Below are 13109 nucleotides of genomic sequence, written 5' to 3' on the forward strand. Positions count from 1 at the left end.
CAGCGTGCCCCCGCCGGCCCCCGGCCCGCCGCTCCAGGCCGCCCCGGCCAGCCGAACGACCCGGACCACGGTCCCGGACAGTACCTCTAGGTTCATTGGGCTTTTTCAGCGCCGCCAGGCAGGGGCGCAAGGACGACGTGGAATTGGGGAAAGGGTTGTGGCGGCGCGCCCACGACCGTTTCCAGAGGGGGCTGGACCGCTTCCACCAGGTTCTCGAAGGCGTGGAGGATGACCAGCTCTACGGCGAGCTCGTGGAGATCGCCAATGAGCTCGCCGCGCTGCTGGAACGGGTCAGGGCTGTCTGTATGGAAGCGCAGCAGCGCTCGCCCAGCGAAGGACTGGACATCCCGGTCCGGCTCGCAGGCGTCCACCGGGCGCTGTCCAAGGCCGGCAATTCCCTGGCCACCACTTCCGAAGCTGCCGCCATGCTCCGGCTCGCCGTTGGCCCCATTCCGGTAGGCGCCGCGTCCGTACGTCGCCGCGCCGAGGCAGTATTCCAGCAGGTGGCCGACGCCGAGAGGCACCTTGCCGAGGAAGGTTCCGGCTCCGATGCCGCCACCGGGCGGGAAGATATTCCCGGTTAAGCGTCTGGCTTACTCTGCGGTATTTCGCCGGCCGGCCCGTTGTGGTTTGGCAGGATAAAGGAATGACTTCTTCACCCACACTGACGTTCAACGACGGTAACCAGATTCCCCAGCTCGGCTACGGCGTATGGCAGGTTGAGGACGGAGTGGCGGAAAAGGTGGTCCGCCAGGCCTTCGAAGCGGGCTTCCGCCACATCGACACCGCCAAAATCTACGGCAATGAGTCCGGTGTTGGCCGGGCCATCGCAGGCTCCGGCCTGTCACCTGAGCAGCTTTTTATCACCACCAAGCTGTGGAACGCGGACCAAGGCTACGAGTCCACCCTCGCCGCATTCGAGGAGTCCATGGACCGGCTGGGCCTCAAGACTCTGGACCTGTACCTGATCCACTGGATGCAGCCCAAGCAGGACAAGTACGTGGACACCTGGAAGGCGCTGATTGAGCTGCAGAAGCGCGGCCGGGTGAAGTCCATTGGTGTCTCAAACTTCACCGTTGAGGGCCTGCAGCGGCTCATCGACGAAACCGGTGTGGTCCCGGCCATCCACCAGATCGAGCTGCACCCCTACTTCAGCCAGCGGGAACTGCGCGAATTCGGCGCTTCCAAGGGGATCCTGACCCAGGCCTGGTCCCCGCTGGGCCAGGGCGGCGAGCTCCTGGAGGACCCGGCAGTGGCCGCGATTGCTGCCAAGCACGGAGCCACGCCCGCCCAGGTTGTCATTGCCTGGCACCTTGCCATCGGCAACGTGGTGATCCCGAAGTCCGTCACCGAGTCCCGGATCCGTGAAAACTTCGCAGCACTGGACGTCTCCCTGGACGCGGACGACGTCGAAGCCATCAATGCACTGGACCGCACCGCCAAGGGCGAAGGCCGGATCGGCCCGGACCCGGCAGTTTCCGACTTCGCCTAATTCCAACGGGGCGTACAACCCGCGTTGCCTGGCATTTTTGCCCGGGCAACGCGGGTTGCTTGCGTTAAGCGGCTGCACGAGTCCTGGGCTTCGCTGGGGAGTGGGAAGGCTCAGGCGGCGATGCGGACCTGCTGCACGGGAACGGCGTCCACAACAGCCCAGCTGTCCTCGCCGTGGCAGTGGCGGCTGGCGAAGCGTTCTGCCTCTGCCAGGGTGTTAAAGACTTCAGCCCGGGCACGGCCGCAGTCGGCGTCGAAGTAGGTGACGTGAAATTCCTGTACGGGTTGGTTTTCCATAAATCCAGTGTGCAACCGGGGTCTGACATTCCTTGGAATCAGGACGGCGTGTCCATGCTGCCCAGCCGCAGGACCCGCTCATGCGCCAGCATGGCAGTCCGCTCTGCCTTGTCCGCAGCCCGCACCGCCTGCTTTGCCTCGGCAGCAGTGGCGGCGAGGCTTCTGCGCAACTGCTCGAGCCGGTCCTCAGCCGCCCTGAGGCGCGTCCGGAGTTCGGCTGTTTCCTGGAGGAGTTCAGCCATCTCGGTGCGCGCCCCCTCCGCCCGGTTCTGCAGGTCCCGGGCAAGCTGAGCCGTCTCCGCCTGGGCGGCCTCCGCTTCGGCCAGGGCGGCTTTTGCTTTCTCGAGCGCGGGCGGTGACTTTGGCCGCGGTGTTTGCCGGACTGCCTCGAGCCGCGGCTTGTCCGGCTTCGGACGGGAGGCGCCCGCCGTCGTCGTACCCTCCTTCCGCGGCCTGTCCGGTACCGCCCCAGCCGGAGCAGGAACCGACCGGGGCGCCGCGGGGAGGGCAGCGGGCACTGCCACCAAACCGTCAAGGTCCACGGCGTTTACGCCGTCCGCCGAGAGCGTCTTGAGCAGGCGGCCGCTTTGGACAGCGGCGGCCGCTCCGGCATCGGCGGTCAGGGCGCGCAAGGTCTCTTCGACGTCCGTTGCCATGGCCTCGCTGATGGACCGGCCCTGCTCCTGGGCCACCGCGCGGGCGGTATCCACGGCGGCGGCCAGCAGGGTGCGGCGCTCACGTCCCAGCTCACGCAGTGCCGTGGCGTCCAGTGAGGCCTGCGCCTCACGCATGCGGCTGCCGAGATCACTCAGCCCGGCGAGGACGTCTGGTTCATGCAGGGCCAGCATGTTCACGGCCCAGGCGGCAACCGACGGCTTGGGGAGCCCGCGCACAGCCGCCCCCAATTCTTTGTCCCGGCCGGCGGCTTCCTTCGCCGCAGCTGCGCGGGCGCCGATAAAATCGTCGAGCGGCTTGGCATAGAGCTCGTTGGCAATCTCTGCCAGGGCCTCGTCATCCATGCACGCCATCTTAGGGGCCGGTGTTGCTCCTGGCTGACAGGCCTGCAACCGGGCCCCGGCCTGTAGTGGCTACGGTTCCTCTATGTTCTTCTGCCGCCGCACCATTTCGCCAATCCAGGTTGGCGCAAAGGGCGAAGTGCAGCCAGGAGGAGTGGGGTAGTCCTTGAGGACTTCCAGCCGCTCCCCGATTTCGACAGCCCTGACGCGGTATTCGGCGTGCCAGATGCCGATAGTGGCCAGGCAGGTGTTCATCGCCCACTGCAGCCGCTCCGGGGCATCTTTCATGTCAGCTTCGATGACGTCGAGCAGCCTGGTGAGGTCAAGGCCGTCAGGCTGCTTCGCCACGCGGTCACTGGTCAGAGCCCAGCCGGCGCTGGCAACCACCGGATCGTGGTCAGCCAACCATGCGGCGCGAAGTTCTTCTGCGTGGGCGCTTTTCTTCATCACATAGTTCACAAACCAGTCATGCACTTTGGGTGTGCGGGCCTCCCGCAGCATGGCGTCCAGCTCGTCGCGCCCGAACGCCTTGGGGCGGCAGATGAGGAGTGCCAGCAAACGCGCTGCCGTGTCACCCGTGGCCCACAGCTCACGGGCGAGTTCCGGTTGCGTCTTGAGCCGCTTTGCCACGGCGCGGAGCTTGCTGAGGTTTACACCGTGATCGTCACCGTGCCTTTCGTTAACCTCCCGCGCCCGCGGGTCCTCAAGGGCAGCCAGTTCAGCCATCACCTCGGCCACCGCACCGGTCAACGCCGCCTCGTTCAATGCCGTCCCGGCCACGTCTGGCTCCTTTCCGTCGCCCGCCAGGTTCAGCCTACGACGCAAGCCTGCCGGCCGCATACCTGCCGGGTACTTTCCGGCGGGGCCCGCACTTGCAACCAATGGCACGACGGCGGCGCGGAGCCTTGCATGGAAGACTCCAGCGTGCCTTCCCCCCTCGGGATTTCTCCCGAGTCTGCTTTCAGTCCCGGCAGTGGCGGGGGCCGCTTATCCGGCCCTGTATGTCTGTCGGGACAGCCAGCAGAGATCTACACTGAACTATTCCCCCGTGTAGCGGGCTGGGCTGCCGGGCGCACGATTGGATTACAGGTGCATATCGGGAAAGGCCGGTCATGGGCAGTGTCTCGGGGAAAGCTAACCGGGCGGTATCCGAAGCTGCGTCGGCCAGCCGAAGCCCGGCCCTGCGGATCCTGGCTCGAACGGGCTATGTCTTCATCGGACTGGTGCACATCCTGATCGGCGTCATTGCCCTCCAGGTGGACCGGGGCCAGGGCGGGGAGGCCGACCAATCCGGTGCGATAGCATCGATCGCCTCCAAGCCGGGCGGGCCCGTGCTGCTCTGGGCGGGTGTGGTGGCATGTGGGGCACTGGCGCTCTGGATGGTCAGCGAAGCGTTCTATCTGGCCCGTACCGAAAGCGAGTCGAAGAAGAAACTGAAAACGGCGGGGGCAGCCGTTGGAAAAGCAGTGGTCTTCGCCTTCCTGGCCTTCACCTTCGCTGTCTTCGCATCCGGCGGAAGCAAGAATTCCGGCCAGTCCGCGAGTGATTTTACGGCCAGGCTAATGGGTGCACCCGCCGGCGTGGTGCTGCTGATTGCCGCCGGTCTGGCGATCATCGTTGCCGGCGCCTATTACGCCTACCGCGGTGTCACGAGGAAGTTCATGAACGACCTGCAGGACCCGGGAAACGGCCGTTCGGCCGTCAAATGGATCGGGACCATCGGCTACACCGCAAAAGGCGTTGTCCTTGCGGTGGTGGGTGTCCTGATCATCGCTGCAGCTGCAACGGCGGATCCTTCGAAATCCTCGGGCCTGGACGGCGGCCTGAAAACCCTGGGTTCGCAGCCGTACGGCGTATTCCTCCTCGCCGCAATTGCGGCAGGACTGATCTGCTACGGCGCATACTCCATGGCCCGGGCACGGTTCGGGAAGTTCTAAAGGGGCGCTTGGTCAACGCCGCTCGGGGCCCCGGACCTGAGGAATGGCTCCCTCGTCACTTCCCGCCGCCACAATTAAAGAATTGATTCAGGAACCGCCTGGAGCTTGCGGGGTCAGCCACGCCAAGGCTTGCTGTTCATCGGAGAAATACCGTATGGGGCACCGCGGCACCGGTAGTCCCCTCCGCCCGTGGGCGATGACCCGGTCCACGTCGGTGGTGCCCAGCGTTGCAAACGCTGTGACGGTGACAGCTTCAACGATGATCCGAACGGCCTCCTTGCTCACGGATTCCACCCCGGTGACCTGCAGCAGGACAGCGGCACCGGCACCGGCAGTCAGCGTCAAGAAACGGTCCCGGATCAAAGTCCCGTCCTCTGCGGTGATCCGGCTGCCCGGAGGCACCGTAATGCGCACCACTCCTTCACGGGCGTATTCGATGGTGGCCTTCCCTCCAGCCGTACCTGAGGCTTCGTCGGGGGCATGCGGGTTGGTGGGCTCAGTGGCACTGCGCCCATTCGTAGGAAATTGGCGTCCCAAGTCGGACACGAGAACCATCATCTTCCCCCCGATGTGCTTCAAGTGCGGCCCCGCCGGCGCAGTTGAACCGGGCCTGCCCTCAGACCGCGTGGAGGTCAGCCTACCCCCGAATAAACCGGGAGTCCATAAGGTCAATGCCCGTGGAAGGCTGGCCCGCGGCGCATGCTGAGCCTGCTGCAGAAGCGGGGAAGGGAGGAGTTCGCGGACTGCCGGAACTGGGAACGTTCAGCGGCGGCCGGCGCCTGTTGACAGTCTGTGAGGGCGGGAGTAAGACGGCCAGTGGCGGCCCAATCCTGTGCCGCTGCAGATAATTGTGTCCGCGCCGCCGAAGACCATGCCCTGACGCTCACTGCCCCCGGCCGGTCTGAACGAACAGCGCGGCACGCTTCAAAGGAGAAGCACCATGACCGTTGCAATCATCCTTCACCGCGTCGCCGACTACGACTCCTGGCGCAAGGTCTACGATTCCGTTGGCGACATGCAGAAGGCCGGCGGGGTGACTCAGGAATCGGTACACCAGATGGTTGATGATCCTAATAACGTCCTCGTCATCCATCATTTCGACAGCGTGGACACCGCCAGGGCGTTCTTTGGCAGGGACGACCTGAGGGACGCCATGCAGCGCAGCGGCGTCCAGGGCGAACCGCGCGTGGAACTCTTCGAGTAGCCCAAGGCACCGAAGACTAGGCGCACCCTCTGACGTTCGGCTCCACGGTGTCCCGCGTTCGGCCGCTAACCCTGAGATCTGTGGCCGCAATGCCTGGAGGCGCAAACGGGCGACGCCGCTTAACCAGCGAAAAACCCCGGAAACCCCTAAATCCAGGGGCTGTCCGGGGTTTATCCCGAGCTTCCTATCAGAATCGAACTGATGACCTTTTCATTACGAGTGAAACGCTCTACCGACTGAGCTAAGGAAGCACCGCATAACCGCCCGGAAGAACCGGGCCCTTCATGCAAGAGTCAACTGTAATAGAGTCCCCGCGCCCGGGTCAAAATGGCCGGGGCTATCCGGCTGAGGCCTTCAGCACACCGTGTTGTCGGCGGGCACTTGACCGCTCACCAGGTAGCGGTCCACCGGGTCCTCAAGGCAGCTGTTGGACCGGCCGTAAGCTGTGTGGCCTTCCCCTGTCCAGGTCAGCAGGGAGGCGTTGCCTAACTGCTTGCGGAGCGAGGCGGCCCACTCCACGGGGGTGGCGGGGTCGCCCGTAGTACCAATCACCACGATGGGGGCATCACCGGTGTATTCCACGGGTGCGGGGGTGCGGAGGTTCTTGTACGGCCAGTCAGCGCAGTTGGTGCCGCCATAGGCGAAAAAGTACCCAAAAGTGGGGGAGTCCTGCATCAGCCGCTCCTGTTCAGCCCGCATGGCTGCGGTATCCGACTCCATGGGATAGTCCAGGCAGTTGATGGCGTTGAACGCGAACGTTGAGTTGGAGGTGTACGTGCCGTTGGACGCACGGTCCGCACCCAGGTCAGCCAGCCGAAGCATCAGGCTAACGTCCCCTGCCATGGCAGCGTCCAGGGCCTGCGTCAGTGCAGGCCAGCTCTGGTCGTTGTACAGCGGGGTAATCAGGCCGCTGACGAACATCGTGGCGTTGACCACCCGGCCGTCCTTGGCCGTGCGCGGTGTTTGCTGGACAGCGTTGATGAGGTCGCGGATCTGCTGCACGCCGGAATCGGCGTTTCCGCTCAGCGGGCACCCGTCCTGCTTCAGGCAGCTCTCGACATAAGCCCGAATGGACTTTTCAAAGGCGCGCGCCTGGCCCCGGGTGAGCTCCTCGTTGCTGATGGACGGATCAAGTGCACCGTCCAGCACCATGCGGCCTACGTTGTCCGGGAAAAGTGAGGCATAAGTGGACCCCAGGAACGTGCCGTAGGAGTATCCGAGGTAGTTCAGCTTCGAGTCGTTGACTACGGCGCGGAGGATGTCCAGGTCCTTGGCCGAACTCACGGTGTCGATATGGGCCAGGACGGCCCCGGTCTGCTCGGAGCACTTGGCGGCAATGGCCTTGTTGTCCGTCAGTACTTCCTGCAGGCCTTCGTCCGTGTCCAGGTTGTAGATCTTGGCACGCGCAGCGTCGCGTTCGGCGTCCGTCATGCAGGTCACGGGGGCGGAGCGCTTCACGCCCCGGGGGTCGAAGCCCACCAGGTCGTACGCGTCGCGTACCGCCTGGGAAAAGTGTGTCCCTGCGGCATCCTTGACGAAGTCGTACCCGGATGCCCCCGGGCCGCCAGGATTGACGAGCAGGCTGCCTGTTCTGTTGCCGGTACTGGGGGACCGCAATGCCGCGAGTTCGATGGTGTCGCCGCCGGGATTGCCGTAGTCCACGGGCACTTCCACCTTGGCGCACTGGAAGCCGTTTTCGCACGGCTCCCACACCACTTCCTGTGAATAGAACTCCTCAAGCCCGGCCGGAGCGGACGCCACAATCGAGGGGTCGGCTTTTGCCGTGGCTGCTTCCTGGTTGCGGTCACCGCCGTTCAGGAGGCTGCAGCTGGCCAGAATCATGGCAAGGGCCATGGCCCCGGCGGCACGTGCCGCAATCACCCAGGATGCGGGGCGTGCGGGCAGGGGGCGGGCAGTCATCGGGTCTCCTTGGAAGGGTTAGATCAGGCTGGCTGCCATGGACTCAATGGTCAACAGCGGGGCTACGTTGGTGGTGGTGATGCGTTCACGGGCTTTGTTGATGGCATCCATCCGGGCAAGTGTGGCTTCTGGAGTGGAGCGGCTGGCAAACTCCTCCAATTCACTCCTCAACTCAACGTTTACGAGCTCCACAGCATTCCCGAGCTGGATAATCATCACATCCCGGTAGAAAGACAGCAGGTCCGTGAGGGTGCGGTCCAGCGAGTCGGTGACGGACCGCTTGGCACGGCGCTTCTGATCCTCCTCAAGCTGCTTCACCTGGCTCCGCATGGCCGGCGGCAGCGTGCCCGATTCCGGTGCTCCAAGTGTGGCCAGCAGGGCGGCCCTCTCGGCCGCGTCGCGTTCCTCGTTGGAACTTGTGGCCTCGGCCGTTGCGATCTTGACCAGCTTTTCCGCCATCATCACCGCAGCAGTGACCCCGCGCAGTCCCAGTGGGAACCGCACCGTCTCGAGCCGCCGCTCCCGCGCCGCGGGGTCCCGGGCCAACCGCCGGGCGATGCCCACATGGCTTTGGGCCGCGCGCGCCGCACGTTCCGCCAAAGCGGGCTCGACGCCGTCGCGCTTCACCAGCAGGGCGGCCACATCGGCGGCGGGCGGAAGGCGCAAAGCCACGCTGCGGCACCGCGAACGGATGGTCACCAGGACATCGGCGGGGGACGGTGCGCACAGCATCCACACCGTCCGCGGGGTTGGCTCCTCGATGGCTTTCAGCAGGACGTTCGTGGTCCGTTCGGCCATCCGGTCCGCGTCCTCCACCACGATGATCCGCCAGCGGCCGGCAGATGGCCGGTTGCCCGCCGTAGCCACCAGCTCACGCGCCTCATCAATGGTGATGGTCACCTTTTCAGTCCGGACGAACGTGACGTCCGAGTGGGTTTCGCCCAGGATGGTCAGGCACGCCGGGCACTGCCCGCAGCCGCGACGGGTGACGTCCTCCTGGTCGCAGTTCAGGGCCGCAGCGAACGCTTTGGCCGCGTTCGAACGGCCGGAGCCCGGCGGGCCGGTGAAAAGCCATGCGTGCGTCAGGTTTTCTCCGCTGGCGGCCTGGCGCAATTGTTCGACGACGGCGGCCTGGCCCTGCAGGTCGTCCCAGACCGTCATGCGCTGTCCACCTTCGCCGCGGCCAGCAGGGCGTCCACGCGCTGCAGGATCTGCGCGGCCAGGTCATCGACGGGAAGATGCGCGGGAAGCACCAGGTAGGAACCGGCGCGGCTGGCGGCCAGTTCCAGGAAGGCGTCCCGGATCCGCAGGTGGAATTCGTCAGCTTCGGATTCCAGCCGGTCTTCCGCAGCCTCGCCGGCCGTCCTGCGGCGGCGGCCAACCTCCGGGTCCACATCAAGCAGCACTGTGAGGTGGGGCTCCAGGCCGGAGGTAGCCCACGCGTTAATGGACCGTACGGCGTCCTTGCCGAGGTTCCGCCCGGCGCCCTGATAGGCAACGGAGGAATCGATATAGCGGTCCGTCAAAACCACCTCGCCGCGTTCCAGGGCAGGCCGGATCACCTGGGTTGCATGCGCTGCACGGGAGGCGGCAAAAATCAGTGCTTCGGTGTGGGCATCGATGTGCCCCTGGCCGTGGTCCAGGACCAGGGACCGCAGTTTCTCACCTATCGGCGTTCCGCCGGGCTCCCGGGTGCGCAAAACGGTGAGTCCGCGAGATTCAAGGGTGTCCGCAAGCCGGGCTGCCTGGGTGGACTTGCCGGCGCCGTCCCCGCCCTCAAATGCGATGAAAAGACCCGCGCGTTGTTTGCTCACTGGACAAGCCTACCGATCCGCACCGTCAATCGCAGTTTGAGGCCGGTGCTATGTGGACAGGGCCGGAGACGGCTTTCAAGGCTCCCGCCGGCGAACAGTACGCTTTTCTCCATGAGCCTTTCCGAACATCAAGCGGCGTCCCTGGCAGCTGAGACGGTAGTGGTCGCCGCCGGACGTCCCCCAAGGGACCGGGACCAGCCGGTCAACCCGCCCATCGTCCTGTCCTCCACATACTTTGGCAGTGGTCCGCTTGCCGACGGGGACCGCGGCTACGGCCGGTACTCCAACCCCACCTGGGATCCTTTTGAAGAGGCGCTCGGACAGCTCGAAGGCTCGGAACTGCCCGGCCTCCTCTACGCGTCCGGCCTGGCCGCCGTCAGCTCGGCGCTTTCCCTCATCCCGGCTGGGGGAGTGCTCGTGATGCCGTCGCACAGCTATTCCGGTTCCCTGGTGATGGCCGCCGAGCTCGCCCAGAAAGGCTTCATCGAACTCCGGACCGTTGACATTGCGGACACCGAGGCCGTCAAGGAAGCGCTCTCGCCCCGCGGTCCGGCCACACGCCCGGCTGCCATGCTCTGGCTGGAAAGCCCCACGAACCCGATGCTGGGCATCGCGGACGTACCTGCCCTCGCCGAAGCCGCGCACGCCGCCGGAGCAATCGTGGTCACGGACAACACCTTTTCCACTCCCTTGGTCCAGCAGCCGCTGCTGCTGGGATCGGACGTCGTTCTGCATTCGGTGACCAAGTACCTGGCCGGCCATTCCGACGTCGTCCTCGGCGCCCTGGTGACATCCAACCCCGATATCCGCTCCGCACTGCTTCATCACCGGATCATCCACGGCGGGATCGCGGGCCCGTTCGAAGCCTGGCTTGCATTGCGCGGGCTGCGGACCCTCGCTTTGAGGATTGAACGGTCCCAGGCCTCTGCACTGGTCCTGGCTGATCGGCTGGCTGCCCATCCACTGATTGAATCCCTCCGGTTCCCGGGACTTCCCGCCGATCCCGGACACGAACGCGCGAAGCTACAGATGAAGGGGTTCGGCTCGATCATCTGCATCCAGGTGGCACCGGTGGGAGGGATCACCGGCCCCGATGCCGCGGACGCGCTGGTGCGGGCCTTGGAGTTGTGGCTTCCGGCGACCTCACTGGGCGGGGTTGAATCACTCATCGAACGCCGCCGCCGGCACACCGCCGAACCGGCCAGCGTTCCCGAAAACCTGGTACGCCTCAGCGTCGGCATCGAAAACGTCGAGGACCTCTGGGCCGACCTGAAACAGGCGCTGGACGCGCTGGGCGGCTAGGCTGGGCTTGTGGACGGTGAACTGATTATCCAGCCTGTAGAGCGGGCCGTGTATTTCATCCTTGCCTTTGTGGCATTCGGGCTGGAGTTGTGGGCGGTTGTCGACTGCGCAAGGCACAGGGCCAATGCCTTTGAAGCCACCGGCAAGCGGACCAAGACTTTTTGGCTGGCCCTGACCGGAGGTGCTGCGCTGGTCGGCGCTATCTCCGTTTTCTCAATGCTCAACAACGGTGGCAACGGCGGATTCTTTGGCACGCTGGGACTGTTCGGGCTCGCGGCAGTGGTGGCAGCGTCCGTCTACCTCGCCGACGTCCGCCCCGCCGTCAAGGATGCCGGCCGCGGCGGCACCCGCAACACGGGCCCCTACGGGCCCTGGTAATCCCCGCCGGCCCCCTGGGCTCCCGTGGTTGACCTACCTGCGCGGGGACTCCGGCGGTTGATCTAGCTGCGCGGGGCCACTGCTTCCCAATCCACGGTCAGTTCGCCCAGCCGCCAGCGTGCCGGCCCGTCCTGCAGCGGCCACCCGGCATCGCGCAGAAGTCGGCACATCGATTGCCAGCGCTGCCTGTTGCCGAACGAAGCAAGCGGGGCCGATTCCAGCCAGGCCCGGTCCATGGCCTGCATCAGGGAGTGAACCGGTTCCCCAGGGATATTGCGGTGGATCAGGGCTTTGGGCAGCCGCTCGGCGATCTCGGAGGGCAGGGCAAAACTGCCGAACCGGACGGAGAAGCTCAGTGACAGCGGCCGGTGGGCGTCAAGCGCCACCCACGTGACCCGCCGCCCGATCTCGTCGCAGGTGCCGTCGATGAACAGGCCGTCCCCGGACAACCGGTCCTGCACGAGCCGCCAGATCCCGGCCACATCCGCTTCCTCGTACTGCCGCAGCACATTAAAGGCACGCACCAGCACAGGCCGGCCCGGAACTGGAATTTCGAAACCGCCCACCTGGAAGCTCAGCCCGGGCCGTTGCAGCGGCAAGGCGGCACGGACCCTTTCGGGCTCGATTTCTATTCCGCACACCTGGACGTCGGGCCGGATGGCGGAGAGCCGCTCAAAAAGTTCGACGGCGGTGGCCGGCGTGGCACCGTATCCCAGGTCCACCACCAGGGGGTTTGGGGCGGAGCGGATCCGCCAGGCCTGCGGCCCGGTCAACCAGCGGTCCAGCCGGCGCATGCGGTTGGGGTTGGTGGTGCCCCGGGTGACGTTGCCCACCGGCCGGCCCTGCCGGCCATTCGGGTTCCTGCCGGTTATCTGCGGGGCGGCCACCCGTTCAGCTTTTTGCACCACCGGCCCACCTTATCGTTGCCGGCATATCGTCCGCTGCCGGCCCCTTCGTGACGCTGGAGCTGCGCCGGCTGTAACGCTGGGCGGGCGGCAGCGGCGCTCGGCTAGGATGAAAATCATGACTTACAAGCTGATTCTGCTGCGCCACGGCCACAGCGAATGGAACGCCAAGAACCTGTTCACCGGCTGGGTGGACGTAGACCTCAACGACCAGGGCCGCACGGAAGCAGCTCGCGGCGGGGAACTCCTGGTTGAGAACGATGTTCTCCCGGACATCCTTTACACCTCCCTGTTGAAGCGCGCCATCAACACCGCCAATATCGCCCTGGACAAGGCTGACCGCGGCTGGATCCCGGTCAAGCGCGACTGGCGCCTGAACGAACGCCACTATGGTGCGCTGCAGGGCAAGGACAAGGCCCAGACCCTGGCCGAGTACGGCGAAGAGCAGTTCATGGAGTGGCGCCGTTCCTACGACACCCCGCCGCCGCCCCTGGACGACAACTCCGAGTTCTCCCAGGCCCGCGACCCCCGCTACGCCGACCTCGGCGACGCCCTGCCGCGCACCGAATGCCTGAAGGACGTCCTGGTCCGCCTGCTGCCGTACTGGGAATCGGACATTAAGGAAGACCTGAAGGCCGGCAAGACCGTGCTGGTGACTGCCCACGGCAACTCGCTGCGCGCACTGGTCAAGCACCTGGACGGCATCAGCGACGAAGCCATCGCCGGCCTGAATATCCCCACCGGCATCCCGCTGGTCTACGACCTGGACGAAGACTTCCAGCCGATCAAGCGCGGCGGCACCTACCTCGATCCCGAGGCCGCGGAAGAGGCCATCCTCGCCGTCG

General features: G+C 65.6%; 15 protein-coding genes and 1 tRNA gene. 7 read left to right on the top strand and 9 right to left on the bottom strand.

Translation table 11 applies throughout. From position 1 onward, the window contains the following. Positions 1 to 95: 95 nt before the first annotated feature. Together FNL14_RS07620 and FNL14_RS07625 are read left to right on the top strand one after the other, a co-directional pair. The gene (locus FNL14_RS07620) at positions 96 to 584 is read left to right on the top strand and encodes a hypothetical protein (RefSeq protein ID WP_091422221.1); all 489 of its coding nucleotides are present in this window, start codon (positions 96 to 98) and stop codon (positions 582 to 584) included. 62 nt (positions 585 to 646) lie between these two features. Beyond that, on the top strand, positions 647 to 1492 hold the full coding sequence (locus tag FNL14_RS07625; protein ID WP_142058980.1) for an aldo/keto reductase: 846 nt from the start codon (positions 647 to 649) through the stop codon (positions 1490 to 1492). Positions 1493 to 1602: 110 nt separating this feature from the next. On the opposite strand, the gene FNL14_RS07630 is transcribed toward FNL14_RS07625, so the two are convergent. The 3 genes from FNL14_RS07630 to FNL14_RS07640 form a co-directional block, all read right to left on the bottom strand. Beyond that, positions 1603 to 1788: a hypothetical protein gene (locus tag FNL14_RS07630; RefSeq protein WP_091422226.1), complete on the bottom strand. Its 186-nt coding sequence runs from the start codon at positions 1786 to 1788 to the stop codon at positions 1603 to 1605. 38 nt (positions 1789 to 1826) lie between these two features. After that, positions 1827 to 2807: a hypothetical protein gene (locus FNL14_RS07635; protein ID WP_142058982.1), complete on the bottom strand. Its 981-nt coding sequence runs from the start codon at positions 2805 to 2807 to the stop codon at positions 1827 to 1829. 69 nt (positions 2808 to 2876) lie between these two features. Further along, on the bottom strand, positions 2877 to 3530 hold the full coding sequence (locus FNL14_RS07640; protein WP_255470737.1) for a DNA alkylation repair protein: 654 nt from the start codon (positions 3528 to 3530) through the stop codon (positions 2877 to 2879). A 386-nt stretch (positions 3531 to 3916) separates the two neighbouring features. Here FNL14_RS07640 and FNL14_RS07645 point away from each other — a divergent pair, with 386 nt between their 5' ends. Beyond that, a complete protein-coding gene (locus FNL14_RS07645; RefSeq protein WP_142058984.1) occupies positions 3917 to 4741 on the top strand; it encodes a DUF1206 domain-containing protein in 825 nt (274 codons plus the stop codon). Positions 4742 to 4828: 87 nt separating this feature from the next. Here the strand turns inward: FNL14_RS07645 and FNL14_RS07650 are convergent, their stop codons facing one another. Next, positions 4829 to 5287 carry an STAS/SEC14 domain-containing protein gene (locus tag FNL14_RS07650; protein WP_142058986.1) on the bottom strand — a complete coding sequence of 153 codons (459 nt, stop codon included), beginning with the start codon at positions 5285 to 5287 and terminating at the stop codon, positions 4829 to 4831. A 394-nt stretch (positions 5288 to 5681) separates the two neighbouring features. On the opposite strand from FNL14_RS07650, the gene FNL14_RS07655 reads away from it, so the two are divergent. Beyond that, positions 5682 to 5945 (top strand): cyclase, encoded by a 264-nt coding sequence (locus FNL14_RS07655; protein ID WP_142058988.1) that lies wholly within the window; start codon positions 5682 to 5684, stop codon positions 5943 to 5945. Positions 5946 to 6123: 178 nt separating this feature from the next. Here FNL14_RS07655 and FNL14_RS07660 read toward each other — a convergent pair. The 4 genes from FNL14_RS07660 to tmk form a co-directional block, all read right to left on the bottom strand. Continuing rightward, positions 6124 to 6196 (bottom strand) — tRNA-Thr (locus tag FNL14_RS07660). 103 nt (positions 6197 to 6299) lie between these two features. Then, positions 6300 to 7865, bottom strand: coding sequence for an alpha/beta hydrolase (locus tag FNL14_RS07665; protein WP_142058990.1), 1566 nt, complete (start codon positions 7863 to 7865; stop codon positions 6300 to 6302). 18 nt (positions 7866 to 7883) lie between these two features. Then, positions 7884 to 9026: a DNA polymerase III subunit delta' gene (locus FNL14_RS07670; RefSeq protein WP_142058992.1), complete on the bottom strand. Its 1143-nt coding sequence runs from the start codon at positions 9024 to 9026 to the stop codon at positions 7884 to 7886. Then, positions 9023 to 9679, bottom strand: a complete 657-nt coding sequence (gene tmk, locus FNL14_RS07675) for a dTMP kinase (protein WP_142058993.1) — start codon at positions 9677 to 9679, stop codon at positions 9023 to 9025. The genes FNL14_RS07670 and tmk overlap by 4 nt, the downstream gene beginning before the upstream one ends. Positions 9680 to 9790: 111 nt before the next feature. On the opposite strand from tmk, the gene FNL14_RS07680 reads away from it, so the two are divergent. Further along, entirely contained in the window at positions 9791 to 10981 is a 1191-nt protein-coding gene (locus FNL14_RS07680) for a PLP-dependent aspartate aminotransferase family protein (RefSeq protein WP_142058995.1), read from the top strand. Between the two features lie 9 nt (positions 10982 to 10990). Beyond that, on the top strand, positions 10991 to 11359 hold the full coding sequence (locus FNL14_RS07685) for a DUF2516 family protein (RefSeq protein WP_091422246.1): 369 nt from the start codon (positions 10991 to 10993) through the stop codon (positions 11357 to 11359). A 62-nt stretch (positions 11360 to 11421) separates the two neighbouring features. Here FNL14_RS07685 and FNL14_RS07690 read toward each other — a convergent pair whose 3' ends face one another. Next, complete coding sequence (locus FNL14_RS07690; protein WP_181762567.1) at positions 11422 to 12267, bottom strand: class I SAM-dependent methyltransferase; 846 nt, start codon at positions 12265 to 12267, stop codon at positions 11422 to 11424. Between the two features lie 115 nt (positions 12268 to 12382). Here FNL14_RS07690 and FNL14_RS07695 point away from each other — a divergent pair. After that, a partial coding sequence (locus FNL14_RS07695) for a phosphoglyceromutase (protein ID WP_142059021.1) occupies positions 12383 to 13109 on the top strand: 727 nt, incomplete at its 3' end.

Source organism: Pseudarthrobacter sp. B4EP4b (assembly GCF_006680095.1).
Taxonomy (GTDB): domain Bacteria; phylum Actinomycetota; class Actinomycetes; order Actinomycetales; family Micrococcaceae; genus Arthrobacter.

Excerpts from the sequence above, each read along its gene's own strand:
- FNL14_RS07645 (WP_142058984.1), top strand. The coding sequence starts at position 3,917 with ATGGGCAGTGTCTCGGGGAAAGCTAACCGGGCGGTATCCGAAGCTGCG.
- FNL14_RS07665 (WP_142058990.1), bottom strand. The coding sequence starts at position 7,865 with ATGACTGCCCGCCCCCTGCCCGCACGCCCCGCATCCTGGGTGATTGCG.
- FNL14_RS07635 (WP_142058982.1), bottom strand. The coding sequence starts at position 2,807 with ATGGATGACGAGGCCCTGGCAGAGATTGCCAACGAGCTCTATGCCAAG.
- FNL14_RS07670 (WP_142058992.1), bottom strand. The coding sequence starts at position 9,026 with ATGACGGTCTGGGACGACCTGCAGGGCCAGGCCGCCGTCGTCGAACAA.
- FNL14_RS07630 (WP_091422226.1), bottom strand. The coding sequence starts at position 1,788 with ATGGAAAACCAACCCGTACAGGAATTTCACGTCACCTACTTCGACGCC.
- FNL14_RS07655 (WP_142058988.1), top strand. The coding sequence starts at position 5,682 with ATGACCGTTGCAATCATCCTTCACCGCGTCGCCGACTACGACTCCTGG.
- FNL14_RS07640 (WP_255470737.1), bottom strand. The coding sequence starts at position 3,530 with ATGGCTGAACTGGCTGCCCTTGAGGACCCGCGGGCGCGGGAGGTTAAC.
- FNL14_RS07680 (WP_142058995.1), top strand. The coding sequence starts at position 9,791 with ATGAGCCTTTCCGAACATCAAGCGGCGTCCCTGGCAGCTGAGACGGTA.
- FNL14_RS07625 (WP_142058980.1), top strand. The coding sequence starts at position 647 with ATGACTTCTTCACCCACACTGACGTTCAACGACGGTAACCAGATTCCC.